This window comes from Altererythrobacter sp. Z27, assembly GCF_052683155.1.
The window spans coordinates 1,510,678-1,533,771 of sequence record NZ_JBQYMC010000001.1; the positions used below are offsets into that span (position 1 = coordinate 1,510,678).

The following is a 23,094-nucleotide window of genomic DNA, read 5'->3' on the forward strand; positions in this document are numbered from 1 at the left end:
GAGTATGCCAATGCCCAAGCTCGATCTCGCGGCCATCCCCCAAACCAATGCCACCGGCTATCCTCCGCCCCATAGCGACGCCGTGCAGGGCCGCTGGTACCGCCGCCTTGCGCCAGCTGCGGGGCTTGAGGACTTCGGGGTCAGCCATGTCGTTCTGCAACCTGGCGCATGGTCTTCTCAGCGGCACTGGCACGAGGGCGAAGACGAGATCGTCATCATGCTTTCCGGCGAGGCGGTGTTGGTCGATGACAATGGCGAAACACCGATGCTGCCGGGCGATATCGCCGCCTTTCCCAAGAACGACGGCAATGGCCATGTGCTCCAGAACCGCTCAAACGAGCCGTGCGTTTTCGTGGCAGTGGGCAATCCGGCCGCTACCGATTGCCACTATCCCGACATCGACATGCACCTCTTCGCCGGAGCAGGGGAACAGCGACGCAAAGACGGTTCGCGGTTTGACAGCTAAGCCGCGATCAGCGCCCATCCTTGACCGCCAAAGACCCCGGGGCAAAGGCCTCATCCAGCAAGCGTGCAATCCGCAACCCCGCCTGCGTCACCCGGCGCTGGCTGACCGGAATCGCGGCGACAATGTCTTCCTGCGTCAGCACCGTCTCGCTGGGCAACTTGCCCGAGCAATCCGTGCAATCGAAGGCGTTGGGATAGACGAAGCTGCGCGCCAGTTCCCAGCTCTCGCGGCCCCATTCGGCCGGATCACCGCCTGCCAGTTCGGCCTTCTCTGCCGCGCTGTAGCGCCGCACCAGCGACGGCTGCGCGGAAGTGATCGCGCGTTCGGCAAGGGGGCCGTCCCAGATCCAGTGCAGGTTGAGGCCGGGGACGATGCCGTAATCGGTCACGCGGTCATTGCCGCCGCGATCGTCATGGTCGCCCGAATGCAGCGGCATGTGCACGTCACCCACGAAATGGACCATGAAGGCAAGCGCTTCGAGGCGGACGTTGTCGGGCAGGCTCTCGTCGGCGAGGATGCGCTGGTTGCGCTCTATCTGCGCAAGGATGCAATTCCCGCCGCTGCAATTGCTGCGCGGGTTGTAAGGCTCGTCGATGGGCGCGGTGCGATAGTGCCAGGCGAAGGTATAGCCCCAGCGCCAGCCCTCGCCGCGCAGGCAATCGGGCCAGGTCGAAGCATCCGTCAAATTGCGCAAGCGGCATTGGGACGTGCCGAGTTGCTGCTCGGCCCGGAACAACCGGTCGAGCTTCGCCCGCGTCCCGGGCTCAATGTTCGCCTCGGCAATCTGGGCCGTCGTGCCGTGTGCGTAAAAGCCCCAGGCGAGCGCCTTTCCGGGCACCAGAGCCATGGCGGCAAGCGCCAGCGTCGCGAGCCAGATTGCAGGTCGGAATGCCACGGTCATCATTCTCAATTCGGCATCACTTCGTATTGCTCGATGACCCACTCTTCATCCTCAGCCGCGGCGATCCATTCCTGCGTCCAGTCATGCTCCCACATCGCCTCGATATAGGCCTGCGCAAAGCCGGGCACGCCCACGCCATAGGTCACAAAGCGGGTCACCACCGGCGCATAGAAGATATCCGCCGCACCGAATGTGCCGAACAGGAACGGCCCGCTGCTGCCAAAGCGCGCGCGCGCTTCCGCCCACAGCGTGAGGATGCGGACCACGTCATGCTTGGTCGCATCGGTCAGGTCATCGAGCGCGATGCGGCGGCGAACGTTCATCGGCAGCTCGCGCCGCAGCGAGAGGAATGACGAATGCATCTCGGCAACCATCGCGCGCGCCATGCCCCGCGCGCTCTCTTCCTTGGGCCAGAAGCGCTCGCGCCCCACCTTGTCGGCCAGGTATTCGAGGATGGCGAGGCTGTCCCACACCACGGTATCGCCATCCCACAGCACCGGCACCTTGCCGTGCGAAGGCTGGACCTCGCCCATGGCGTGCTTGCGATCGCCCCACTCATCGCCGTCGATATTGACCGTCAGCTCTTCGAAATGGAGGCCGGACTGCTTGGCGGCGAGCCAACCGCGCATCGACCAGCTCGAATAGTTCTTGTTGCCGATGATCAGCTTCATACCGCGCCTCGCTCTTTGCGAGTCGGCAGTTAGTCGTTCATCCCTGCGCTGTCGAGGCTGAACGATGCGACACATGCGACATAGTCCAATGAAAGATTTCTCCATTTGCGCGCGCACTTCTCGGGCGGTCATCGGCCTGGCCATTTGGGGAGCGTGGCACGTGCAACCGGCTGTAGGAAAATGAAACCGTCCGCGCTAAGAATGCGGGCATGAGCCTGCGCCCCTTCCATCTCGCCTTTCCCGTTGACGATCTTGCCGCCGCCCGCGCCTTTTACGGCGGAGCGATGGGCTGCCGCGAAGGGCGCTCGTCGGACGAGTGGATCGATTTCGATTTCTACGGCCACCAAATCGTGGCGCATCTCGCACCCGGCAATGCGGGCGACCGCGCCAGCAACCATGTCGACGGCCACGGCGTTCCGGTGCCGCATTTCGGCATCGTGCTGAAAATGGAAGACTGGCAGGACCTGGCCGAGCGCCTGGCCGCCGCCGGCACCCGCTTCGTGATCGAGCCGACGATCCGGTTCAAGGGGCAGCCGGGCGAACAGGCGACGATGTTCTTCCGCGATCCGGCCGGCAATGCGATCGAGATGAAGGCCTTCGAGAACCTCGACAGCCTGTTCGCGACCTGAATTGCTGCATCCGGAGCGGGAACCGGATCGTCAGCTAGCGAGCCGATCCTTAAATGGACGCGAATGATGCTCGGGAAATCGCTCAGTATCGGAATTTGCGCTTGTATTTGCGCGTCCTGCGCGACGCCGGTTGATCGTGTCGTCAACGAAGCGGACGGCTGGTTGCTGCAACGCGCGAGTGAATCCGATTGCGATCTTGGCGCAGACGATGAGCACTGGCTCATTCGCAGTGTCGAGGCCTGGCGGCAGTCGGTTCACAAGATCCAAGGCGTGAAACTCCCCCACGGCTTGGCCGCCAGCTTCTATGACGGGGAATGCAGCGCCACCTTGCCCCAGGCGATGACAATGCCGGTCGGTTCTTCTATTGCGGCTCGCTTTCTCGGCTACTCAGGTGCCTTGCAACTGCCTGATGGCAAGACTCCTTTCGATGCTCCGAATGGCCCGATGTCTGCGGCATTTCCCATGGACGACGGCACACCTGTATTCGTGATGTCGCTGCCATCCCTCTGGAGAGCAGGCGGAGTCGACAGCAAAGAGCTTGGGCTTGAGGCTCTGATGACCGCCGTCCTGCTGCACGAGGCCGCGCATGTGATGCAGTTTCAAAGCTACGGCGAGCAGATTTCATCCGCAGTGGCCGGCATGGAAAACTCCGAGGAAATCGATGACGATTTCCTTCAGGAGCTTTTTGGCGATGATCCCGAATTTGCGGCATCCATTGCGAGCGAGCGGCAATTGTTTCTGGCCGCCGCCAGCGCCGAGGATGATTCCGTTGCCAGGGCCAAGGTCCGGCAGGCTCTCCACATGATGGAGGAACGGGACAACCGTTACCTTTCCGGCGAACGGATCGAGCTTCGGCGGGTCTCGGACCTGTTCTGGACGCTGGAAGGCTCCGGCCAATGGATTGGCTACCAGTGGCTGATTGCTCCGGACGGGGGCAATTTCGACAGGGAAATCGCACAATCCGGTTTCGGCACGAGGGGCAAGTGGTGGAGCCAATCGCATGGATTTGCGATGGCTCGCGCCCTTGACCGCTTGGATCCCGATTGGCCGGAAACCGCGTTTGGGGCCGGGAACGCGACATTGCGGGAAATGCTGGCGGCTGCGGCCGCTGATTGAACCGATTGATCGTCGCAGACGGTCCGGCCGGCAATGCGAGTGAAGGCGACGCGCCTCATGCCTCACACATTTGCCAATGTTGTGGAGGGCATTGAACAGTGACAATCTGCGAGCTTCGTGGACGAGGGGAAGTTCGAGGCTGAACAAGGCTTCCGCAGCGCTCGTCGCAGAGGGCGGACTCCTGCTTTGAGGAAAGGTCACGCATGAACTTCGAATATACAGGCAAAGTAGCCGAGCTTCTGGCGAAGGTCGAAGCGTTCATGGACGAACACGTCTATCCAAACGAGCAGGCCTATCTCGATTTCGTCCATGACCCCGCCAACCTCTGGCAGGAATGGCCCGGCATGGAGGCGCTCAAGGATAAGGCGCGGGCGCAGGGCCTCTGGAACCTCTTCCTGCCGCACGAATATGGCGAATTCTCGCCCGGCCTGACCAATCTCGAATATGCGCCTCTGGCCGAAGTGATGGGGCGCGTGCCTTTCGCCAGCCAGGTCTTCAACTGCTCCGCGCCCGACACCGGCAACATGGAAGTGCTCGCCAAATACGGTTCCCCCGAACAGCAGGAGAAATGGCTCAAGCCGCTGCTAGCAGGCGAGATTCGATCGGCCTATGTGATGACCGAGCCGCAAGTGGCTTCATCCGACGCGACCAACCTTGAGATGTCCATCACCGCCGATGGCGATGACTATGTCCTCAATGGCCGCAAATGGTGGATCTCCAACGCCATGCACCCGCGCTGCAAGATCTGGATCGTGATGGGCAAGACCGATTTCGATGCCCCGCGGCATGCCCAGCATTCGCAAGTGCTTGTCGAGCCGGACACGCCAGGCATCACGATCGTGCGCCATCTCACCGTATTCGGATCGCACAATTCACCCGGCGGCGAATGCGAATTGCGGTTCGACAATGTGCGCGTTCCGAAAGAGAACATGATCCTCGGGCCCGGGCGCGGGTTCGAAATTGCTCAAGGCCGCCTCGGGCCAGGCCGCATCCATCACTGCATGCGATCGATCGGGCAGGCCCAGCGGGCGCTCGAGATCATGGCGCGCCGTGCCGACAGCCGCGTCGCATTCGGCAAGAAGCTCGCCGACCAGTCCTCGATCCGGCAGGACGTGGCGAAAAGCTTCTGCGAAGTCGAGATGGCCCGCTTGCTCACCCTGAAGGCGGCGGATGCAATGGACCGCCATGGCAACAAGGTGGCGAAGGACCTGATTGCCGCGATCAAGGTCGTGGCACCTCAGATGGCCCAGACCGTCTGCGACCGGGCAATCCAGGTTCACGGCGGCATGGGCGTTTCGGACGATACGCCGATCGCAAGCTTCTTTACGCTCAACCGTTTCGTGCGGATCGCGGACGGCCCGGACGAGGTTCACATGAGCCAGCTCGGCAAGCAGAAGATTGCCGAATATGTCGCAGCCAACCAACGCTGAACCAAAGGGGGCCAAATCGTGCTCAAGCGCCTGCTCATCCTTGCAACTCCGCTCCTCGCGGCAGCTTGCGCGACCGATCGCGATGCCAACGCTCTCTCTGCAAGTGCAGCCGAAGGCAGGGCATTTGCGCAGGCGAACTGCGCCAGCTGCCATGCACTGGATGACGGTGCCTCACCCAATCCGCATGCCCCCAGCCTTCGCCGTGCGGCCCATAGCTTGCCCGAATGGATGGTCGCGGGTTCGTTCGAGCGCGGAGTTCAGGTCGGCCATACCGCTGAAATGCCGGTCTTCGTATTCGAGGACAAAGACATCGCCAACCTGCTCGCCTATTTCGAGGCGCTCAAGGAAAAGGATTGAATATCCGCTTTCCGGCCACGGGCAGATTTTCGCTCAACCGGCCCGGCGCGCCTTGAGCAGCCGGAACCAGCTCAGAGTGCCGCGTCTTGCAGGACCGCCGCACGCAGTTCCGCAATCCCCATGCCCTTTTCGCTGCTGGTGATATGCAGCACCGGAAAGGCGGCAGGGTGCTTGCGCGCTTCCTCGGCCACCTTGGCGGCAGTCGCTTCAAGCTCGCTCGCCTTCACCTTGTCGGCCTTGGTCAGCACGATGCGATAGCTCGCGGCGGATTCGTCGAGCATGCGCATCATCTCGCGGTCGACTTCCTTCAGGCCATGCCGCGCATCGACGAGCACCAAGGTGCGATTGAGCACCTGCCGCCCACGCAGATAGTCGCGCACCAGCTGCTTCCATTTGTCGACCACTTTCACCGGCGCCTTGGCAAAGCCATAGCCGGGCATGTCGACCAGGCGGAACTGCGTCGGCTCGCCCACTTCGAAGAAGTTGAGTTCCTGCGTGCGGCCCGGCGTGACCGAAGCGCGGGCGATCGCCTTGCGGCCGGTGAGCGCGTTGAGCAGCGAGCTCTTGCCGACGTTCGAGCGCCCGCAGAAGGCAATCTCAGGCACGGTCGGCTCAGGCAGGAACTTGAGCTGCGGAGCGGACAGCAGGAACTGGACGCGGCCCGAAAAGAGTTTCGATGCCGCTTCCTCGCGTTCCGCCTGTTCCTGCAATTCGTCCGGCGTCACGCCTCAGCCCTTGCGCTTGTCGGCCAATGCCTGGTCCGCCTTGTCCTTCTCCGCCTGCGCCCGCAGCTGCGGATGCTTGGAATAGAGATAGCTTTGCTGGGCCAGCGTCAGGAGGTTCGAGGTGACCCAGTAGAGCAGCAGGCCTGCTGCAAACGGCGCCATCACGAACATCAGGATCCACGGCATGAACGAGAAGATCTGCTGCTGGACCGGGTCCATCGCCGTCGGGTTGAGGCGGAAGGTCAGCCACATGGTGATGCCGAGCAGCACTGCCAGCACGCCGATGCCGAGGAAGCCCGGCGGGTCGAACGGCAGCAGGCCGAACAGGTTCAGGATCTTGGCCGGATCGGGCGCGGAAAGGTCCTGGATCCACAGCACGAAGGGCTTGTGGCGCATTTCGATCGCAAGGATCAGCGACTTGTAGAGCGCGAAGAAGATCGGGATCTGGATCAGGATCGGCAGGCAGCCGGCGAGCGGATTGATGCCCTCGTCCTTGTAGAGCTTCATCACCTCTTGCTGCTGCTTCTGCTTGTCGTCCTTGTAGCGTTCCTGGAGCGCCTTCATCTTGGGCTGGACCGCGCGCATCGCCGCCATGCTGGCGAACTGCTTCTGCGCGATCGGGAACATCACGCCGCGGATGATCACCGTCAGCAGGATGATCGCCACGCCGAAATTGCCGACCAGCTCGTAAAGGTGGCGCAACAGCCACACCATCGGCTTCACGAACCATTCGAACCAGCCCCAGTCGATCGCCTTGCCGAAATTCTCGATGCCGGACTTTTCATAGTCGCCCAGCACCACGCTTTCCTTCGCCCCGGCGAAGAGGCGCGTGTCGCGGCTGATCTTGGCACCCGGAGCAAGCGTCTGCGGCGCATAGATCAGGTCGGCGCGATAGATATCGTTGCCCAGCGAGCGGAAACCGGCGGTGGCGTCCTTCTGGTCCGTGGGGACCAGCGCGGACAGCCAGTAGATGTCGCTGAAACCGAACCAGTCGGGCGCGCCGCCTGCGGGGGTGTGCGAGCCTTCTTCGGCAAGGTCGTCATAGTCGGGGCCGTATTCGACCGTGTCGCCAAACGCACCCATCGGCCCCGAATGGGCATTGAAGGTGCTGGGGCTGGCATTGGCCGAAGTGCGGTTGATCAGCGCGAAGGGCTGGACCACTGCACCAGCCGTTCCGGTGTTTTCGACCGACTGGACTGCGTCGATCATGTAATTGTCGTCGATCGAGAAAGTGATCGAATAGGTCAGCCCGTCTTCGCTCGTGTGCGTCAGTGTTACCGGGGTCGACGTGGTCAGCGTGGTCCCGCTGGCTTGCCACTGCAGGTCGTCGGGCAGGCGCTGGCCATTGGCGAGGAAGCCGAACTCGGCGAAATACTGGCCCGAAGTGCCCTGCGGTGCGAACAGCTGCACCGGGCGGCTGTCTTCGCCCAAGGCATCGCGATGGTCCTTCAGCTCGATATCGTCGAGTCGCGCGCCAACCAAATTGATCGAGCCTTCAAGGCGCGGTGCGTCGATGCGCACGCGCTCGGGTGAAGCAAGCGCTGCGTCGAGATCGACCGGGGCGCCGCCGCCCGCCGCACCACCGATTGCCGCAGGCGATGCCGCGGCAGGCGCCGCTTCGCTGCTGGTCGCCACTGCGTCGGGCTGGCCGCTGAGCGAGGCTTGCGGATAGAAGACCCGCATCGCCATGTCCCAGCCAAGGATAAGAAGGCCCGAAAGCGCGACGGCAAGCAATAGGTTACGCTGGTTGTCCAAGGTGAAATCCCGTGCGTCTGAAACTCAAGAGTGTGTTATATAGGTACTACGGTACGGGATCAAAGCCATGCCCGCCCCAAGGGTGGCAGCGCATTAGCCGCTTAATCGCCAGCCATCCACCCTTGATCGCACCATATTTGCCCAGCGCCTCGATCGCATACTCGCTGCACGAAGGCGCATAGCGGCAGGTCGGCGGCAGGATACGGCTCGGCCCCCATTGCCACATGCGTGCGATCAGGATCAGCACATGCTTCATTTGCCCGGCCCCTTGCGGTTGCCCTTGCGCGGGCGCCGCCGTGGGGGATCGCCCTGCCCTGCGGCTGCACGGGCCAGCGCCTCGGCCAACTCGCCCTGCATCATGGCAAAGTCACGCTCGATCGCGCCATCGCGGGCGATCAGCACATGGTCGTGATCGGGCAGGCCCTGTTCGGGCAGCGCGGCGCGCAGCAATTCGCGGAAACGCCGCTTGATGCGGTTGCGCACCACGGCATTGCCGACCTTCTTGGTCACGGTGATGCCGTAACGCTTGCCCTTGCCGGGATTGGGATGCGCCAAAAGCACGAAACCGGGGCGCGCCACGCGCAGGCCCCGGTTCGCGGCAATAAAGTCAGCGCGGCGACGCATCACCGCGATGTCGTGAGTCTCAGCCGTTGTGCTCAGGCACAAAGCGTCTTGCGGCCACGCTTGCGGCGGGCACGCAGGACCTTGCGGCCGCCCGGGGTCGCCTTGCGAGCGAAGAAACCGTGGCGACGGGCACGCACGAGATTGCTGGGCTGGAAAGTCCGCTTCATATCGTCCTCGAAATCAAAAACTGGTGCCCTTGGAGCACCAACAAAAAGGGCCGCCTGCGACAGGCGACCGCCATTGCCGCGGCCCGTTAAGCCAAGCCGCATCCCGAGTCAAGATGGCGGCGGATTCAAATGGCAGTTGGCAACGCTGCATCGCGCCCTCGACAAGTTACGGAAAACGCGCCACAACTTGCCCGATAAACAGGGCAAAAGGGTCGCCCGTGGTCGCATTGGTCAATACAGTTGCCTATCTCGGGCTGGAAGCGCGCGCCGTCGAGGTGCAGTGCCAGGTCGCGCCCGGCCTGCCGCGATTCAATATCGTGGGCCTGGCGGACAAGGCGGTGAGCGAAAGCCGCGAACGCGTGCAGTCCGCGCTCGCCGCAATGGGGCTGGCGCTGCCGCCCAAGCGGATCACCATCAACCTCTCACCCGCCGACCTGCCCAAGGACGGTTCGCATTACGATTTGCCGATCGCGCTGGCGCTGCTCGCGGCGATGGGGGTGACCGATGCCGAACAGCTGGGTGACTGGATCGCGGTGGGCGAACTCGCGCTCGACGGCAGGATCGTCGCTTCGCCGGGCGTATTGCTCGCTGCGCTGCACGCCAGCGAGGCCGAAGCCGGGCTGATCTGCCCCGCAATCCAGGGTTCGGAAGCCAAATGGGCCAGCGGAGTTCCGGTGCTGGCCGCGCCAAACCTCGTCAGCCTGCTCAACCATCTCAAGGGCACGCAACACCTGCCCGACCCCGAGCGCGGCGAAGTCGAGCTGGCGGCTCCCGCGGCGGATCTCAGGCAGGTCAAGGGGCAGGAGACTGCCAAGCGCGCGCTCGAAATCGCCGCGGCCGGCGGGCACAACCTGTTGATGGTCGGGCCGCCGGGCGCAGGCAAGAGCCTGCTGGCAAGTTGCCTTCCCGGGATCTTGCCCGAACTCACGCCGCCCGAAGCGCTCGAAGTCTCGATGGTTGCCTCAGTCGCAGGCACGCTCGAAGGCGGGCGGATCAGCCGCACCCGCCCGTTCCGCGCGCCGCACCATTCGGCCAGCATGGCGGCGCTCACCGGCGGCGGACTGAAAGTACGACCGGGCGAAGTGAGCCTGGCGCATCTGGGCGTGCTGTTCCTCGACGAATTGCCCGAATTCCAGCGCGCGGTGCTCGATTCGCTGCGCCAGCCGCTCGAGACCGGCAGTGTCGACGTGGCGCGCGCCAACGCCCATGTCACTTTCCCCGCGCGCGTCCAGCTGGTGGCGGCGATGAACCCGTGCCGCTGCGGGCATCTGGGCGATGCCGCACTCGCCTGCAGCCGCGCGCCGCGCTGCGCGGCGGATTACCAGAGCAAGGTCTCCGGCCCGATGCTCGACCGGATCGACCTACATGTCGAAGTCGATCCTGTGAGCGCTGCCGACATGGCGCTGCCACCCCCTGCCGAAGGCTCGGCTGAGGTCGCCGCCCGGGTCGCCGCGGCGCGCAGGGTCCAGACCGCTCGCGCCACCGACACCGGTGCGCGCAGCAATGCCGAGCTCAATGGCGAAGCTTTGGAGCGATGGGCCAAGCCCGACGAAGCCGGGCAGAAGCTGCTGCTGCAGGCAGCCGAAGCGATGCGGCTGTCGGCGCGCGGTTATACGCGGATGCTCAGGGTCGCACGGACGATCGCCGATCTGGCGGGCGCAAATGGCGTGGGCCGCATCCATATCGCCGAAGCGCTGAGCTATCGGCGGCAAGCGCCGCGAGCCTGATACTCAGCCATTCGCAGCGCGATAGCGCCGGTTCTCCTCGGCGAAGATCTGCCTGATCGTATCGCCGTCGGACGGTTCCTCTGCCAGGGTCTCCGGGTCCCACTGGTGCCGTTCGGTCGCGAAAAAGTCGCCGTCATAGATGTGTATGCCACCGGTGAAGCGCGGCAGGGGATTGGTGACCGAGTGGATGGCATCCGCCCCCAGCCCGACCACATCGCCCGCGAACAGGCAGCGCGCCTTGACCGCTTCAATGCGTCCTTCGGTGCGGCGCCACAGTATATTGTCCTCGCGCCCGGTATAGATGCCGATCAGCGCTTCCATCTGGTGATCGTGCGGGAGGAGGTTCATCCGCGGCGTCCAATGCGCCGCAAAGATCGTCAGCTCGCTCGAATTGTGGAACACATCGAGCTTCGCTTCGGTCGGATCGCCCAGTTCGGCGAGGATCGGAGCGGGATCGCGCACGGCCTCTTTCAGCAATTCGCGCACCGCAGGCATGCCGTCACGACGGCGCGCGGCGAGGCAATCTTCGAGAAAACTTTCGCGGGAAAATTTCATAGCCATTACCGCTCCTGCCAAGCTGCGACCGGATCTGGCCCTATGCCCTTGCAGGCAAGGCGGCTTAGCCGGCGGCCGCTCGCCGCTTTGCCGATTCGAGGTCAACCACGTCGCCGCGGCCGATCGCGTCTCCGGCGATTGCACGGGTGCCGTCGGTGCGCAGGCCGATATTCTCGCGCTTGACCAGTGCGAGGTCCTTGGGGCCCATGATGCGCCCGTCATGCGAAAGGATCGAGACCGGGCCGATCGGCAGGCGGTCGATCTCGTCGACCAGCACCGGGTCTTCGACCACTTCGGCCCCATATTTCTGGCCCCACTGGCGCAATGCAATCATGGCCGGGAGAAGGTCGAGGCCCTTTTCGGTGAGGCGATATTCGATCTTGCGGCGATCGTCGGCGCAGGGCTCGCGCTTGAGGATGCCGTGCTCGACCAGCTTGGCGAGCCGATTCGAGAGGATGTTGCGCGCGATGCCGAGTTCGCTGAGGAATTCCTCGAAGTGATACACCCCGTTGAAGCTGGCGCGCAGGATCATGAAAGACCAGCGTTCGCCCATCACTTCAAGCGCTTGCGGCAAGCCGCATTCGATCAGGTCGCGCAGCGATTCCCGGATATCACCCATAGATCAGTCCTCTTCCTGCAACCTTTCTAACCTTTGTTTCGCGTGCTCGCAAAAAATTTTCAGTTTCTAGTTGCAACCTGAAACCTAATCGATTAGGTAGTGATTCGCAACTGGTTTCGAATCGAAACTTGAAAGCACAGAACAAGACCCCTCAATGAAGGACAAGACAATGACCCTCTCCCTCTCCAGCACCAATCGCATGGGCGCGCTCGTTCTCGCCCTCGCCTACACCACTTTGACTTTCGGCACGCTCACCGCCCCCGCTCCGGCGATGGCGGCTGCCAGCGGCCCCTATTATGTGGCCGAACTCGCCGCCCCGGCATCCGATGCCCGCACCGTCGCTTCGGGCGTGGCATGGTTCTGCGAAGGCACGACCTGCAAGGCTGCCAAGGGCAATTCGCGCCCGCTGCGCATCTGCCGTGGCCTCGCCCGTGAATTCGGCGAAGTGACCAGCTTCAAGGCGCAGGGCGAAGCCATGGCCGAAGACCAGCTGGCTGCCTGCAACGGCAAGTAAGCTTACCTGATCCCTCGCCGGGCAACCCTCTCCACGCCCGGCTTGTCCCCAAGGCCCCCGGTGTCCCCACGCCGGGGGCTTTTTTTGCCCGGTATCGGCGCAATCGCGCTAGATCAGGCCGCGCCCCTGGAGATCGCGCGCAAGCGCTTCGGCATCGCTGAAATGATGGGTCTGCCAGCCCAATGCCGCCGCTGCCGCTATATTGGCCGGATTGTCGTCGACGAACAGCATTGCGGAAGCGGCATGGCCGAAACGCCGCTCGGCCAGCCGGAAGATCGCGGGATCGGGCTTGGCCAGCTTTTCCCTTCCGGACACGACGATATCGCGAAAATGGCCCAGCACGGGCTCGCTCGGGAAGAACTCTTCCCAGAACTCGTCTCCGAAATTGGTGATCGCGTAAAGCGGCATCCCGCGTGCGGCCAGCGCCTCTATCAGCTGCGCCGTGCCGGGCACCGGACCCGGGATCGTATCGAGGAAGCGATAGCGATAAGCGTCGATCAGATGGGCGTGCTCGGGGAACATCGCCTTGCGTTCGGGCACCATCTCGTCAAGCGGGCGCCCGGCGTCATGTTCGAAATGCCATTCCTCCGTCACCACATTGGCGCAGAACCAGTCGAGCTCTTCCCGGTCGTCGATCAACTGCGCGAAGAGGTGGCGCAGGTCCCACTGGATAATCACCCGCCCTACGTCGAAAACCACGGCCTGCACTGGTTCGCTCACGTCAGCAGCTCCTCAAACAGCAACGGCCCGCGCTCCATTAGGAGGCGGGCCGGTATCGCTGCGCAATCGCCCGGGGGCGATTCGCCAAACGGCGCAATCAGCCCTGGCGGGCCTTGAAGCGACGGTTGGTCTTGTTGATCACATAGGTCCGGCCACGACGGCGGATAACGCGGCAATCGCGGTGGCGGCCCTTCAGCGACTTGAGGCTGTTACGGATCTTCATGGTCTCAATTCCAAAAGTAAACGCGCCGGAGCTGCCCCCGACGCGGCAAATTCGAAGCGCGCCGTTAGCGCGTGAACAGATTCGGGTCAAGCCGCTCCGCGGATTTCGAGCAACCTGCGCTCCCAGGCGAGCGCATGCGCCACGATCGTGTCGAGATCGTCATAACGCGGTTGCCACGGCAGAGTCGCACGGATCAACGAGGGATCGGACACGAGCGACGCCGGATCGCCTTCGCGGCGCGACTGGAGCCGCCGCTCGATCTTCAGGTTCGTCACCCGGTCGACCGCATCGAGCACCTCATTGACCGAAAAGCCGCGGCCATATCCGCAATTCATCAGCATCGAACGCCCGGGCTGGGCCGCCAGCGCCTCGATCGCCAGCACATGGGCATCGGCGAGGTCGCTTACATGGATGTAGTCACGCACGCCCGTGCCGTCGGACGTCGGGTAATCGTCACCGAAGATCGCCACATGATCGCGCAGGCCCAGCGCGGCCTCGACCGCCACTTTGATCAGATGCGTTGCCCCAACGGTCGACTGGCCGCTGCGCCCCTGCGGATCGGCGCCCGAGACGTTGAAATAACGCAGTACGCAATAATCGATGTCATGTGCTGCTGCCGTGTCGGCCAGCATCTGCTCGGTCATCATCTTCGACCAGCCGTAGGGGTTGATCGGTTGCCGCGGCAGTTGCTCGTGCAGCGGCGAGACATCGGACATGCCGTAAATCGTCGCGGTCGAGCTGAACAGGAAACGCGGCACTCCGGCGCGCACCGCCGCCTCTATCAGCGTACGGCTCTTCACCGTGTTGTTCAGATAATATTTCAGCGGGTCGCTGACCGATTCCGGCACCAGGATCGACCCGGCGAAATGCATGATCGCGCCCTGTCCGTTGCCAATGCCCTGCTCGGCAAAGATACGCGCCAGCAGCGCCTCATCCGCGATGTCGCCTTCATAGAAGGCCACGCCTTCGGGCACGGCAAAGCGGAAGCCGGTCGAAAGATTGTCGATCACGGCGACCGGCCAGCCGACATCGACCAGCGCCAGCACTGCATGGCTTCCGATATAGCCGGCACCGCCGGTCACCAGCACGGGAAAGCTCTTTCCTTCAGTCATGGCTCGGCGTTAGCAAGTTAGTGCAAGGATTGTGTGAAAAAACATGGATGCATCCGCTTTTGCCGACGAGTGCTCCGATCGAGGTAAGCGGCACTGGCAAATGCTCCTGCACAAGGCTAGGGGCAGCAACGAGGAAACAGACTATGACCAAGCTCCACAGGATTGCCCTGGCCCTGGCGGCATCTGTCGCAGTGGCAGGATGTGCTTCAACCCCGGCGCCCGGCCCGGTTGAAGTGACGCGCTTCCACGATGCGGCCGCGCTTGCGGCGGCGCATCACGGCACGGTCTTTGTCTCGAGCGCGCCCGGCACCGGGCAGGATTCGCTCGCATTGGCACCCTATAAGGCGGCAGTCGCCAGCGAACTCGCGCAACTCGGCTTCTCCGAAGCGGGGAGCGATGCGGCCGGCCTCATCGCGCAGGTGCGGGTCGAACATTTCCGGATCGGCGGCGAAGAGAAGCGCAGCGGCCCGGTGAGCGTGGGTGTCGGCGGCTCGACCGGTTCCTACGGTTCGGGCGTTGGCCTCGGCATCGGGATCAACCTTGGCGGAAGCAGGCCGAGCGAGCGGCTGGGCACCGAGCTTGGCGTGATGCTGCGCGACAAGGCGAGCGGGCAGACGGTTTGGGAAGGCCGTGCACGCTTCACCGTTTCGCCCAAGTCGGAACTGGCCGATCCCGCACAGGGCGCGGCGGCCATCGCCGGGGCGCTGTTCCGCGACTTCCCGGGCAACAATGGCGAGACAATCGAAATAGAGGTAGCCGAGTGACTGACATTGCAATCGACGCCAATTTCGACAGCGGCAATATCGAAGTGCTGTCGATTGCAGGCAACAAGGCCACGCTGGCGATACGCAAGGACCACATGAGCGAATTCGCGCAGTGGTTCCATTTCCGCGTCACTTGCGCTGCAGGCGAGGAATTGCAGCTCAAGTTCACCGGCCTCAACAAATCGGCCTATCCGGGCGGCTGGCCGGGCTATGACGCCTGCGTTTCCGAAGACCGCGAATATTGGGTGCGCGCCGCCAGCAGCTTCGACGAAACCGAGGCCGACGGCACGCTGACCATCACTTACACTCCGGCGAGCAATGTCGCGTGGTTCGCCTATTTCGCGCCCTATTCGATGGAAAGGCACCACGATCTGGTTGCCGAGGCTGCCTCCAGCGAAGGCGTTTCGCTGGTGCGGCTGGGCACCACGCTCGACGGGCAACCGATCGATTGCCTCGAAATGGGCGAAGGCGACAAGCAGGTGTGGCTTTATGCCCGCCAGCATCCCGGCGAGACGCAAGCCGAATGGTGGATGGAAGGCGTGCTTGAATGCCTGACCGATCCGGCCGACCCGGTCGCGCGCGGGCTGCGCAAGCGCTGCCGCTTCCACATCGTGCCCAATTGCAACCCGGACGGGTCGCGCCGCGGCCATCTCCGCACCAATGCCGTAGGCACCAACCTCAACCGCGAGTGGGACAATCCCACGCCCGAGAAGTCGCCCGAAGTGCTGGCGATCCGCAACCACATGGATGCGACCGGGGTGGATTTCGCGCTCGACGCGCATGGCGACGAAGCGATTCCCGCCGTGTTCCTGGCGGGTTTCGAAGGCATCCCTTCATGGACCTCTGAACTGGGCGAGAGCTATTACCGCTATCAGCAGATTCTCGACCGGCGCACGCCCGATTTCCAGGTCAAGCTGGGCTATCCCAAATCCGCCAAGGGCAAGGCCAATCTGTCGATGAGCACCAACCAGGTCGCCGAACGCTTCGGCGCGACATCGATGACGCTGGAAATGCCCTACAAGGATCTGGCCGACTTCCCCGAGCCCGAGCAGGGCTGGAGCCCCGAGCGGTGCAAGCTGCTGGGCCGCGACTGCCTTGCCGCGCTGCTCGAATGGCTTGACGGTTAGCCGAGGCTCGCCGGGCCGAAAGCGCGCGGCAGCAGTTCGGACAGGCTGGTCTTCACCACATCCGCATTGCCGGCGCACCACACCACCGGGTCTGTGCCGCCCAGCTCGGCGAGTTCGTTGAGCACCTGGCGGCAACGGCCGCAGGGAGTGACGGGCGCAGAAGTGTCGCCGATCACCGCGATCTCTTCCAGCCCACCGCGATGGCCGTCATCCATCGCCTTCGCCACTGCGACGGTTTCGGCGCATAAAGTCAGGCCATAGCTGGCATTCTCTATATTGGTGCCGGTCACTACAGTGCCATCGGCAAAGCGGAGCGCCGCGCCCACGCGGAACTTCGAATAGGGCGAATAGGAATTTTCGAGCGCCGTGCGGGCAGCTGCGATCAGGCTGTCGCGGTTGTTGTCTTCACTCATCTTGCGCGCTCCATCACGATTGCACCACCACCCATTCGAGCGGTTCTTCGGCGGCCTCGGTCACCCGCGCCCCGTTTGCGCTCCATAGCAGCCAGGGCCGCTGCGCATAGCGCGGAAGGAACCGGTCACGCACCAGCCAAAGGTCGCGCTCGATCCGAGTTGCTATGCCATAACGATCTTCGAAATCTTCCGACAGCTTGAGGATCACCGGCTTGCCCGCGTGCATCTCGACCTGGTTGATGAAGGTGAGCAATTCGCTTTCGACCGCCGCATCGCTGACCTTTTCGGCGCATCGGTCGGCTGTTTCCTCGAGCGAGATCGCCGGAGGCAGCAGGCTTGCGTCGCGCGGCACCATGGTCACGAAATTGGCCGATTGCGCATCGGCCCCGGCGCATGGATCGAAATGGTGGAGCGCCCCGACCTTCAGCCCCGCCTGCCGGGCGGCTGCAAGGTTGCGGCCAAAGCGCGCATCCTGCCCCGCTGCGCCGCTGCTCGCTTCGATATAGGCGAAACTGCCGCCCAGTGCGCGCACGCTCTGGAAGCCGACCAGCCCTTCGCGCTCGCTCACCGCCACGCCCTGCTCGGGGAATGTTGCCTCGTCGGGCGCAAAATATTGCAGGTCCCACCAATACCACGCGGCGCCTGACAGGCCCGCAAGCACCATCGCTGCAAGGAGATATCGCCGCCACGCGCGGCGCGCAGGTTTTCGCTTGCGTCCCATCCGACCCCGCCTTCTTTCAGCCCTTGATATGCAGCACGCAGATCAGCGTGAAAAGCCGCCGCGCGGTGGCGAAATCGGTTTCGACCTTGCCCTCGAGCCGTTCGAGCAGCAATTCGGCGGCATGGTCGTGGATGCCGCGTCGCGCCATGTCGATCGTTTCGATTTCGGTCGGGGTCGCCTTGCGGATCGCCTGGTAATAGCTGTCGCAGATCGCGAAATATTCGCGGATCGGGCGGCGGAACCGCGCCAGGCCGATCAGCAGCGTTTCGAGCAGCTCGTCATCCTCGCTGCGAATATCCATCACCAGCCGCCCTTCGTGCACCGAAAGGCTGAGGCGATAGGGGCCGCTTGCCCCTCGCGCTGCGCTGCGCACTGGCTTGAAGCAGTTCTCCTCGATCAGGTCGAAAATCGCGACTCGCCGTTCCTGCTCGACATCGGCATTGCGCCAGATGATCGTCTCCTCGTCGAGGGAGATGTGGGAAATGCGCTGATCGTCGGCCATGGTCATCCGGCCTTTCGCAGATGCAGCACGGGTTGAGCAAGCATTTCGAGATTCAATCCACGCTATCCACAGACCGGACTGGCAAGAAATTCGATTCGGGCGGCACGCGCCTATTGCGTCGGGCGCCTGCCAGCGCGCAAAAGGGGGCATGTCCGAACTTGATGTGATTGTCCGGCCCGGTGCCGAAACCTCCAAGGCGACCGCGCTGCCTTCGAATATCGAAGCCGAGGCGGCGTTCCTGGGAGCGGTGCTGATCGACAATCGCGTGATCGAGGAATTGCGCACGCCGCTGCGACCCGATCATTTCTTCGAATCGTTGCACCAACGCATCTACGAGCGCGTGCTCAAGCTGCTCGAACGCAACGCCACCGCCAGCCCGGTGACGCTCAAGCCCTATTTCGAAGCCGATGACGCGCTGCGGGAACTGGGCGGCACCACCTATCTCGCGCAGCTGACGCAGGACGGGCTCGGCCTGCTCGCCGCGGGCGAACTGGCGCAGCAGATTTACGACCTGGCGCTGCTGCGCGAACTGGTGAGCGTAGGGCGCAGGCTGGTCGAAGGCGCGCTCGACACCAGCGACGAAGTCTCGCCGATGGACCGCATTTCGGAAGCCGAGGCGCAGCTCTACAAGGTGGCTGACGGTGCCGCGACCGGCAGCGAAGCTGAAAGCTTCCGCAGCGCGGCGATGACCGCGATCCGCATGGCCGAAGCGGCGATGAATTCGGGCGGCGGCCTGTCGGGCAAGACCACCGGGCTCGACGTGATCGACCGGAAGACGTCCGGCCTGCACAATTCGGACCTTATCATCCTCGCCGGGCGCCCGGGCATGGGCAAGACCTCGCTTGCCACCAATATCGCCTTCAACTGCGCCGAAGAGCATTTGCGCTGGCAACGCGATGGCGGCGAATTCAACTATGGTGCGCCGGTCGCATTCTTCAGTCTGGAAATGAGCGCCGACCAGCTGGCGACGCGTATCCTGGCCGAACAGGCGGAGATCAGTTCTGAATCGCTGCGCAGCGGCAAGCTGACGCGCGAGGAATTCCAGAAGCTGTCTTTCGCCAGCCAGCAGCTGGCCGAACTCCCGCTCTATATCGACGATACGCCAGCGCTCACCATCGCGGCGCTGCGCACCCGCGCCCGCCGGCTGAAGCGGCGGCACGATATCGGGCTGATCGTGGTCGACTATCTCCAGCTGCTGCAAGGATCGGGCCGCGCCAACGACAATCGCGTGAACGAGATTTCGGAGATCAGCCGCGGGCTCAAGACGTTGGCCAAAGAGCTCGCGGTTCCGGTGATCGCGCTGTCGCAGCTCAGCCGTGCGGTGGAACAGCGCGAAGACAAGCGGCCGCAGCTGTCGGACCTGCGCGAATCGGGCTCGATCGAGCAAGACGCCGACATGGTGTGGTTCATCTATCGCGCGGACTACTATCACGAGGCCTCGCGCCCCGACATGCCGACCGAGACCACTTCGGCCGAAGCGACCGAGAAATACCGCATCTGGGAAGAGCGCTATCTCGAGCTGAAGAACAAGGCCACGCTGATCGTGGCCAAGCAGCGCCACGGCTCGACCGGCAATGTACCGCTGCATTTCCAGAGCGAGATCACCAAGTTCACCTCGCCCAATATCCGCGATTATTCCGACTACGGATACGAATAGGCGACGTCACAGGCCGAGATTGAGCCGTCGGGCAACCGTGTAGTCGATCACCGAGACCAGGAACCACGAAAGCCGCCAGCGAATGCGGTTGAACAGCGTCGCTTCGCGGCGGTACCATTCGAGCGTGACCGGCCTGCTGGCACTTTCGAGATGATCGATCATGCCGCGCGCCTTCTGCGCCAGCGCGGCATCTTCCACCCGCACCATCAGCTCGAGATTGAGGCGGATCGAGCGCATGTCGAAATTGGCGCTGCCGAAATAGGTCACGTCGTCGATCACCATCAGCTTCAAATGCAGCTTGGTCGGTTCGAATTCGGCAATGCTGACGCCCGCGCGCAGCAGATTGCCGTACAAGGCGCGCGATGCGCCGATGGTCGTGGTGTTGTCCGACTTGCCCGCCATCACCAGCCGGGCCCCGCCGCGCTGCGCCAGCTTGCGGATCAGGCGCCTGATGCTGCGCGGCGGCGAGAAATAGGCCATCACCAAGTCGAGCCTTTTGCTGCGCGCAATGTCTTGCTTCACCGTGCGCGCCCATGCGCTGGTGATGCGCGTCGGGCCGCCCAGCAGCAACTGCACGCTGCTGTCGCCTTCTTTCCAGTCGCGCACCAGCCGGCGGATAGCAAGGAAGCGCGAGCCGCCATTGACGACCCATTCCTCAAGCTCGCCGAACCATTCGACGAAGCGCGCGGTCACCGGCCCTTCGATCGTAACCGCCAGATCGCTCCACCCGTTCTCCTGCGGTGCGGCAAAGTAGTGGTCGGACACGTTGAAGCCGCCGGTGATGACTCTCGCCCCGTCGGCGATGGCGAATTTCTGGTGGTTGCGGATGAGGTAGCGCACGTTCCAGCGCGGCGAGAACAGGCTGAACCGGCCCCCGGCCCGCACGATCGGCTCGAAAAAGGCTTCGGGCGCGTCGCTGCCGAAGGCATCGATGATGAGGTGGACCTTTACGCCCCGCTGGGCGGCCTGCACCAGCGCGCCGCGCACCAATGTGCCGACATGATCGGGCTGGAACATGTAGAAGCACAGTTGCAGCGTTTCGCTGGCGCTCTCGATCAGTTCGATCAGGCTCGCCAGCCGGTCAGCCCCTTCGGGATGGAAACTGAACACATGGTCGCCGCCTGCAATGGTGAATGCCGCCGGATCGCGATAATCCAAGCTCGCTTCGGGCAGGGTCGGGGCGCCATCGGCTTCGGCCATGCCGTGCTTTAGGCCAAGGCAGGGCCGCTGCGCAATTTCTTGACTCGCGAGCGCCCCGCACCTATCTGGCGCGCTACCCCGGCAAACCTATTTGCATGAGAGGCCTTCATGGCACGCGTTACCGTTGAAGATTGCGTCGACAAGGTTCCCAACCGTTTCGACCTCGTCCTGCTGGCTGCCCAGCGCGCTCGCGAGATTTCGGGCGGCGCCGAGCTGACCATCGATCGCGATCGCGACAAGAATCCCGTGGTTGCGCTGCGCGAGATCGCTGAAGAAACGATCCGTCCGGGCGAGCTGAAGGAAGCCCTGGTCACCGGCCTGCAGAAGATCCTGCCCGACGATGAAGACGAAGCCGATGAAATCGGTTCGCTCAGCCAGTCGGCCGAAGCGCTGCGGATCACCGCATCGGCTCCGGTTCGTTCGCAGTCGATCGGCGGCGATTTCGACGGCTGATCGCGCGTCAGAGCGAGCGAGAAAGAGGCCGCCCCTGATCGGGCGGCCTTTTTGTTTTCACCCGCTTGCCCTATCCTTCTGTTTCCGGCGGGCGGAAGTCATGGCGCCGTGACGGGGGGCTTATGAGCGAAATCACCGAAGGACTGGGCGGCGCCATCGAAGGTGCTCTGACTGCGCGCGCGGTCGAAAAGCAGGCCGGTGAAGGCTTTGCATCCCCGGGCGGCACCTGCCTCAATTGCGGCACCGAGCTGCTCGGCCCGCATTGCCACGCCTGCGGCCAGAAGGCGCAGGTCCATCGGACCATCTCCGCGATCCTGCACGACATCGTGCACGGCGTGCTGCATCTCGATGGCAAGCTGTGGCGGACGCTGCCCTTGCTGGCCTTCAAGCCGGGCGAGCTTACCCGCCGCTATATCGACGGCGAGCGCGCCCGCTTCGTCAGCCCAATGGCGATGTTCCTGTTCTCCGTCTTCCTGATGTTCGCCGTGTTCCAGGCGGTGGGGCTGACCACGCCGAGCGACGTCAAGCCGGACATCTCGACCGGCGATGCGGTCAGCCAGGTCCAGGGCTCGGCGCTTGCCCAGCTGAAGGACGCGCGGCAGCGCGCGGAAACCTATCCCGAAGGTTCGCCCGAGCGGCTGCAAGCCGAAGCCGACATCGCCAATGCAGAGAAATTCTTCAACCAGCTCGACGAGAACCAGAAGTTCATGCTCGGCACCGACGCGCTGGCAGAAGGCGATGGCACAGGGATCGGCCCGGTGGACGCCATTCTCGAGAAGTGGCGCGATAACCCCGGGCTGATGCTCTACAAGCTGCAGACCAATGCCTACAAATTCAGCTGGCTGCTGATCCCGCTATCGGTACCCTTCCTGTGGCTGATGTTCGCCTGGAAGCGCCACATCAGGGCCTATGACCATGCGATCTTCGTAACCTATTCGATCGCGTTCATGTCGCTGCTGTTCATTGCGCTGTCGCTGCTCTCGCTGAGCGGAGTTGCCGAGGGCTGGGTGTTCGGAGCACTGGCGATCATCCCGCCGCTCCACATCTACAAGGATCTGCGCAAGGCCTATGGCCTGTCGCGCTTTTCCGCCTTCTGGCGTCTGTGCCTGCTGCTGGTCTTCATCACGGTGGTGATCATGCTGTTCCTGCAGATCTTGCTGCTGCTGGGCGCGACCTGAGCTCCGGCAGGAAGTGTGCGGGCCGCCTATTGCGCCTTGGCGCGCAGCCAGCCAGTGATCGAATAGCGGCGAAAGGCCGCCGCGCGGCTAACCTCGGTCACGCTGTGGACCTGCGGCACGCGGAACATGTTGAGCCGGTTGAAGTCCGGCGTGAGGCCGCTGACCTGCGCATTTGCCTCATCGTGAAAGATCAGCAGCCCGCCCCATTCCACGCGCCAGCGCGGAGTGAGGTTGAGCACATAGGCCGCCAGCCTGCCCTTGCCGTCGACATCGTCGGAATGGCCGGTGAGGAAGTCCCCTGGGGAATAGGCCGTGCCCTGCGCATCGGCGAATTCGATCTCCGCAAATCCGGTGATCTTGCGCAGCAGGTCGCGCGGTTCGCCGTTCGACCACCAATCGGCAAATGCGGCCAGCGGATCCTTGCTCTTGCGCCTTTCGCGCTGGCCATCGGGCACGCGAACCGTTTCGTAGCGATATTGGAATTCATAGCGCGCCTGTGCGTAGACGGCATCGTCAAGCTGCTTGAGCTTGGCCGAATCCATCCCCGCACGCGTCTTGCGATCGAGCTCTACCAGCCTGTCGCCGCTATTTATGACCTGCGACCAATCGTCCCGGCCACGCAGGAGGTTGTGGAGCGCGACCGCGCAATCCTCTTCGAGGATATTCGGGATCGAAATCACGCCGGTCCGCGCGAACTCCTCCGCCAACGCGTCGAGATCGGGCCGCGGGCCCAGCGCGAAGACGATAGGCTGGTGTTTCACGTTGGCG

General features: G+C 63.5%; 29 protein-coding genes. 12 read left to right on the forward strand and 17 right to left on the reverse strand.

Annotated elements, in window-relative coordinates:
* Positions 1–10 precede the first annotated feature (10 nt).
* Positions 11–466, forward strand: coding sequence for a cupin domain-containing protein (locus tag ACUJ47_RS07390; protein WP_445537765.1), 456 nt, complete (start codon positions 11–13; stop codon positions 464–466).
* 7 nt (positions 467–473) lie between these two features.
* Here the strand turns inward: ACUJ47_RS07390 and ACUJ47_RS07395 are convergent, their stop codons facing one another.
* The gene (locus tag ACUJ47_RS07395; protein WP_445537766.1) at positions 474–1,370 is read right to left on the reverse strand and encodes a S1/P1 nuclease; all 897 of its coding nucleotides are present in this window, start codon (positions 1,368–1,370) and stop codon (positions 474–476) included.
* Positions 1,371–1,372: 2 nt separating this feature from the next.
* On the reverse strand, positions 1,373–2,038 hold the full coding sequence (locus ACUJ47_RS07400; protein ID WP_445537767.1) for a glutathione S-transferase family protein: 666 nt from the start codon (positions 2,036–2,038) through the stop codon (positions 1,373–1,375).
* 209 nt (positions 2,039–2,247) lie between these two features.
* Here ACUJ47_RS07400 and ACUJ47_RS07405 point away from each other — a divergent pair, with 209 nt between their 5' ends.
* The 4 genes from ACUJ47_RS07405 (at position 2,248) to ACUJ47_RS07420 (ending at position 5,570) form a co-directional block, all read left to right on the forward strand.
* Positions 2,248–2,667: a VOC family protein gene (locus tag ACUJ47_RS07405; RefSeq protein ID WP_445537768.1), complete on the forward strand. Its 420-nt coding sequence runs from the start codon at positions 2,248–2,250 to the stop codon at positions 2,665–2,667.
* 63 nt (positions 2,668–2,730) lie between these two features.
* Positions 2,731–3,783: a hypothetical protein gene (locus ACUJ47_RS07410; RefSeq protein ID WP_445537769.1), complete on the forward strand. Its 1,053-nt coding sequence runs from the start codon at positions 2,731–2,733 to the stop codon at positions 3,781–3,783.
* 203 nt (positions 3,784–3,986) lie between these two features.
* Positions 3,987–5,213, forward strand: coding sequence for an acyl-CoA dehydrogenase family protein (locus tag ACUJ47_RS07415; protein ID WP_445537770.1), 1,227 nt, complete (start codon positions 3,987–3,989; stop codon positions 5,211–5,213).
* 18 nt (positions 5,214–5,231) lie between these two features.
* A complete protein-coding gene (locus ACUJ47_RS07420; RefSeq protein WP_445537771.1) occupies positions 5,232–5,570 on the forward strand; it encodes a c-type cytochrome in 339 nt (112 codons plus the stop codon).
* A 71-nt stretch (positions 5,571–5,641) separates the two neighbouring features.
* Here the strand turns inward: ACUJ47_RS07420 and yihA are convergent, their stop codons facing one another.
* From yihA to rpmH, 5 genes are read right to left on the reverse strand one after another with little or no spacing between them, the layout of a single operon-like run.
* A complete protein-coding gene (yihA, locus tag ACUJ47_RS07425; RefSeq protein ID WP_445537772.1) occupies positions 5,642–6,295 on the reverse strand; it encodes a ribosome biogenesis GTP-binding protein YihA/YsxC in 654 nt (217 codons plus the stop codon).
* 3 nt (positions 6,296–6,298) lie between these two features.
* On the reverse strand, positions 6,299–8,050 hold the full coding sequence (gene yidC / locus ACUJ47_RS07430; RefSeq protein WP_445537773.1) for a membrane protein insertase YidC: 1,752 nt from the start codon (positions 8,048–8,050) through the stop codon (positions 6,299–6,301).
* A gap of 46 nt (positions 8,051–8,096) precedes the next feature.
* On the reverse strand, positions 8,097–8,306 hold the full coding sequence (yidD, locus tag ACUJ47_RS07435; protein WP_445537774.1) for a membrane protein insertion efficiency factor YidD: 210 nt from the start codon (positions 8,304–8,306) through the stop codon (positions 8,097–8,099).
* Positions 8,303–8,674 carry a ribonuclease P protein component gene (gene rnpA, locus ACUJ47_RS07440; protein ID WP_445537775.1) on the reverse strand — a complete coding sequence of 124 codons (372 nt, stop codon included), beginning with the start codon at positions 8,672–8,674 and terminating at the stop codon, positions 8,303–8,305. Before rnpA ends, yidD begins: the two co-directional genes overlap by 4 nt.
* 32 nt (positions 8,675–8,706) lie before the next feature.
* Positions 8,707–8,841, reverse strand: coding sequence for a 50S ribosomal protein L34 (gene rpmH, locus ACUJ47_RS07445; RefSeq protein WP_119514694.1), 135 nt, complete (start codon positions 8,839–8,841; stop codon positions 8,707–8,709).
* Positions 8,842–9,059: 218 nt separating this feature from the next.
* On the opposite strand from rpmH, the gene ACUJ47_RS07450 reads away from it, so the two are divergent.
* Positions 9,060–10,568, forward strand: a complete 1,509-nt coding sequence (locus ACUJ47_RS07450) for a YifB family Mg chelatase-like AAA ATPase (RefSeq protein ID WP_445537776.1) — start codon at positions 9,060–9,062, stop codon at positions 10,566–10,568.
* Positions 10,569–10,571: 3 nt separating this feature from the next.
* Here the strand turns inward: ACUJ47_RS07450 and ACUJ47_RS07455 are convergent, their stop codons facing one another.
* Positions 10,572–11,129 carry a hypothetical protein gene (locus ACUJ47_RS07455; RefSeq protein ID WP_445537777.1) on the reverse strand — a complete coding sequence of 186 codons (558 nt, stop codon included), beginning with the start codon at positions 11,127–11,129 and terminating at the stop codon, positions 10,572–10,574.
* A gap of 58 nt (positions 11,130–11,187) precedes the next feature.
* A complete protein-coding gene (locus ACUJ47_RS07460; RefSeq protein WP_445537778.1) occupies positions 11,188–11,742 on the reverse strand; it encodes a winged helix-turn-helix transcriptional regulator in 555 nt (184 codons plus the stop codon).
* A gap of 169 nt (positions 11,743–11,911) precedes the next feature.
* On the opposite strand from ACUJ47_RS07460, the gene ACUJ47_RS07465 reads away from it, so the two are divergent.
* The gene (locus ACUJ47_RS07465; RefSeq protein WP_445537779.1) at positions 11,912–12,256 is read left to right on the forward strand and encodes a CC_3452 family protein; all 345 of its coding nucleotides are present in this window, start codon (positions 11,912–11,914) and stop codon (positions 12,254–12,256) included.
* A gap of 108 nt (positions 12,257–12,364) precedes the next feature.
* On the opposite strand, the gene ACUJ47_RS07470 is transcribed toward ACUJ47_RS07465, so the two are convergent.
* The 3 genes from ACUJ47_RS07470 to galE all read right to left on the reverse strand — a co-directional run bounded on the left by ACUJ47_RS07470 (position 12,365) and on the right by galE (position 14,311).
* Positions 12,365–12,976: an HAD family hydrolase gene (locus ACUJ47_RS07470; RefSeq protein ID WP_445537780.1), complete on the reverse strand. Its 612-nt coding sequence runs from the start codon at positions 12,974–12,976 to the stop codon at positions 12,365–12,367.
* Positions 12,977–13,073: 97 nt separating this feature from the next.
* Complete coding sequence (gene ykgO, locus ACUJ47_RS07475) at positions 13,074–13,199, reverse strand: type B 50S ribosomal protein L36 (RefSeq protein WP_050599643.1); 126 nt, start codon at positions 13,197–13,199, stop codon at positions 13,074–13,076.
* 86 nt (positions 13,200–13,285) lie between these two features.
* Positions 13,286–14,311, reverse strand: coding sequence for a UDP-glucose 4-epimerase GalE (gene galE, locus ACUJ47_RS07480; protein WP_445537781.1), 1,026 nt, complete (start codon positions 14,309–14,311; stop codon positions 13,286–13,288).
* 143 nt (positions 14,312–14,454) lie between these two features.
* On the opposite strand from galE, the gene ACUJ47_RS07485 reads away from it, so the two are divergent.
* Together ACUJ47_RS07485 and ACUJ47_RS07490 are read left to right on the forward strand one after the other, a co-directional pair.
* Positions 14,455–15,075, forward strand: coding sequence for a DUF4136 domain-containing protein (locus tag ACUJ47_RS07485; RefSeq protein ID WP_445537782.1), 621 nt, complete (start codon positions 14,455–14,457; stop codon positions 15,073–15,075).
* Positions 15,072–16,202: a M14 family metallopeptidase gene (locus tag ACUJ47_RS07490; protein WP_445537783.1), complete on the forward strand. Its 1,131-nt coding sequence runs from the start codon at positions 15,072–15,074 to the stop codon at positions 16,200–16,202. The genes ACUJ47_RS07485 and ACUJ47_RS07490 overlap by 4 nt, the downstream gene beginning before the upstream one ends.
* On the opposite strand, the gene ACUJ47_RS07495 is transcribed toward ACUJ47_RS07490, so the two are convergent.
* From ACUJ47_RS07495 to ACUJ47_RS07505, 3 genes are read right to left on the reverse strand one after another with little or no spacing between them, the layout of a single operon-like run.
* A complete protein-coding gene (locus tag ACUJ47_RS07495; RefSeq protein ID WP_445537784.1) occupies positions 16,199–16,615 on the reverse strand; it encodes a cytidine deaminase in 417 nt (138 codons plus the stop codon). The two genes, ACUJ47_RS07490 and ACUJ47_RS07495, sit on opposite strands and share 4 nt — an antisense overlap.
* A gap of 13 nt (positions 16,616–16,628) precedes the next feature.
* A complete protein-coding gene (locus ACUJ47_RS07500; protein ID WP_445537785.1) occupies positions 16,629–17,336 on the reverse strand; it encodes a glycoside hydrolase family 25 protein in 708 nt (235 codons plus the stop codon).
* 16 nt (positions 17,337–17,352) lie between these two features.
* Entirely contained in the window at positions 17,353–17,838 is a 486-nt protein-coding gene (locus tag ACUJ47_RS07505) for a UPF0262 family protein (protein ID WP_445537786.1), read from the reverse strand.
* Between the two features lie 148 nt (positions 17,839–17,986).
* On the opposite strand from ACUJ47_RS07505, the gene ACUJ47_RS07510 reads away from it, so the two are divergent.
* Positions 17,987–19,495 carry a replicative DNA helicase gene (locus ACUJ47_RS07510; protein ID WP_445537787.1) on the forward strand — a complete coding sequence of 503 codons (1,509 nt, stop codon included), beginning with the start codon at positions 17,987–17,989 and terminating at the stop codon, positions 19,493–19,495.
* A gap of 6 nt (positions 19,496–19,501) precedes the next feature.
* Here the strand turns inward: ACUJ47_RS07510 and ACUJ47_RS07515 are convergent, their stop codons facing one another.
* Positions 19,502–20,695, reverse strand: a complete 1,194-nt coding sequence (locus tag ACUJ47_RS07515; RefSeq protein ID WP_445537788.1) for a phospholipase D-like domain-containing protein — start codon at positions 20,693–20,695, stop codon at positions 19,502–19,504.
* A 108-nt stretch (positions 20,696–20,803) separates the two neighbouring features.
* Here ACUJ47_RS07515 and rpoZ point away from each other — a divergent pair, with 108 nt between their 5' ends.
* Both rpoZ and ACUJ47_RS07525 read left to right on the forward strand, forming a co-directional pair.
* Entirely contained in the window at positions 20,804–21,148 is a 345-nt protein-coding gene (rpoZ, locus tag ACUJ47_RS07520) for a DNA-directed RNA polymerase subunit omega (protein ID WP_445537789.1), read from the forward strand.
* A gap of 122 nt (positions 21,149–21,270) precedes the next feature.
* On the forward strand, positions 21,271–22,326 hold the full coding sequence (locus ACUJ47_RS07525) for a DUF3667 domain-containing protein (RefSeq protein WP_445537790.1): 1,056 nt from the start codon (positions 21,271–21,273) through the stop codon (positions 22,324–22,326).
* A 26-nt stretch (positions 22,327–22,352) separates the two neighbouring features.
* Here the strand turns inward: ACUJ47_RS07525 and ACUJ47_RS07530 are convergent, their stop codons facing one another.
* Entirely contained in the window at positions 22,353–23,087 is a 735-nt protein-coding gene (locus ACUJ47_RS07530) for a 2OG-Fe(II) oxygenase (protein WP_445537791.1), read from the reverse strand.
* Positions 23,088–23,094 lie beyond the last annotated feature (7 nt).

What these genes read in the sequence shown, in the direction of transcription:
- ACUJ47_RS07505 (WP_445537786.1), bottom strand. Translation starts at nt 17,838, where the DNA reads ATGGCCGACGATCAGCGCATTTCCCACATCTCCCTCGACGAGGAGACG.
- ACUJ47_RS07415 (WP_445537770.1), top strand. Translation starts at nt 3,987, where the DNA reads ATGAACTTCGAATATACAGGCAAAGTAGCCGAGCTTCTGGCGAAGGTC.
- ACUJ47_RS07410 (WP_445537769.1), top strand. Translation starts at nt 2,731, where the DNA reads ATGATGCTCGGGAAATCGCTCAGTATCGGAATTTGCGCTTGTATTTGC.
- ACUJ47_RS07510 (WP_445537787.1), top strand. Translation starts at nt 17,987, where the DNA reads ATGTCCGAACTTGATGTGATTGTCCGGCCCGGTGCCGAAACCTCCAAG.
- rnpA (WP_445537775.1), bottom strand. Translation starts at nt 8,674, where the DNA reads ATGCGTCGCCGCGCTGACTTTATTGCCGCGAACCGGGGCCTGCGCGTG.
- ACUJ47_RS07395 (WP_445537766.1), bottom strand. Translation starts at nt 1,370, where the DNA reads ATGATGACCGTGGCATTCCGACCTGCAATCTGGCTCGCGACGCTGGCG.
- ACUJ47_RS07390 (WP_445537765.1), top strand. Translation starts at nt 11, where the DNA reads ATGCCCAAGCTCGATCTCGCGGCCATCCCCCAAACCAATGCCACCGGC.
- ACUJ47_RS07495 (WP_445537784.1), bottom strand. Translation starts at nt 16,615, where the DNA reads ATGAGTGAAGACAACAACCGCGACAGCCTGATCGCAGCTGCCCGCACG.
- ACUJ47_RS07460 (WP_445537778.1), bottom strand. Translation starts at nt 11,742, where the DNA reads ATGGGTGATATCCGGGAATCGCTGCGCGACCTGATCGAATGCGGCTTG.
- ACUJ47_RS07400 (WP_445537767.1), bottom strand. Translation starts at nt 2,038, where the DNA reads ATGAAGCTGATCATCGGCAACAAGAACTATTCGAGCTGGTCGATGCGC.
- ykgO (WP_050599643.1), bottom strand. Translation starts at nt 13,199, where the DNA reads ATGAAGATCCGTAACAGCCTCAAGTCGCTGAAGGGCCGCCACCGCGAT.
- yidD (WP_445537774.1), bottom strand. Translation starts at nt 8,306, where the DNA reads ATGAAGCATGTGCTGATCCTGATCGCACGCATGTGGCAATGGGGGCCG.
- ACUJ47_RS07525 (WP_445537790.1), top strand. Translation starts at nt 21,271, where the DNA reads ATGAGCGAAATCACCGAAGGACTGGGCGGCGCCATCGAAGGTGCTCTG.
- galE (WP_445537781.1), bottom strand. Translation starts at nt 14,311, where the DNA reads ATGACTGAAGGAAAGAGCTTTCCCGTGCTGGTGACCGGCGGTGCCGGC.
- ACUJ47_RS07455 (WP_445537777.1), bottom strand. Translation starts at nt 11,129, where the DNA reads ATGGCTATGAAATTTTCCCGCGAAAGTTTTCTCGAAGATTGCCTCGCC.
- rpoZ (WP_445537789.1), top strand. Translation starts at nt 20,804, where the DNA reads ATGGCACGCGTTACCGTTGAAGATTGCGTCGACAAGGTTCCCAACCGT.
- rpmH (WP_119514694.1), bottom strand. Translation starts at nt 8,841, where the DNA reads ATGAAGCGGACTTTCCAGCCCAGCAATCTCGTGCGTGCCCGTCGCCAC.
- ACUJ47_RS07485 (WP_445537782.1), top strand. Translation starts at nt 14,455, where the DNA reads ATGACCAAGCTCCACAGGATTGCCCTGGCCCTGGCGGCATCTGTCGCA.
- ACUJ47_RS07515 (WP_445537788.1), bottom strand. Translation starts at nt 20,695, where the DNA reads ATGGCCGAAGCCGATGGCGCCCCGACCCTGCCCGAAGCGAGCTTGGAT.
- ACUJ47_RS07465 (WP_445537779.1), top strand. Translation starts at nt 11,912, where the DNA reads ATGACCCTCTCCCTCTCCAGCACCAATCGCATGGGCGCGCTCGTTCTC.
- ACUJ47_RS07500 (WP_445537785.1), bottom strand. Translation starts at nt 17,336, where the DNA reads ATGGGACGCAAGCGAAAACCTGCGCGCCGCGCGTGGCGGCGATATCTC.
- ACUJ47_RS07405 (WP_445537768.1), top strand. Translation starts at nt 2,248, where the DNA reads ATGAGCCTGCGCCCCTTCCATCTCGCCTTTCCCGTTGACGATCTTGCC.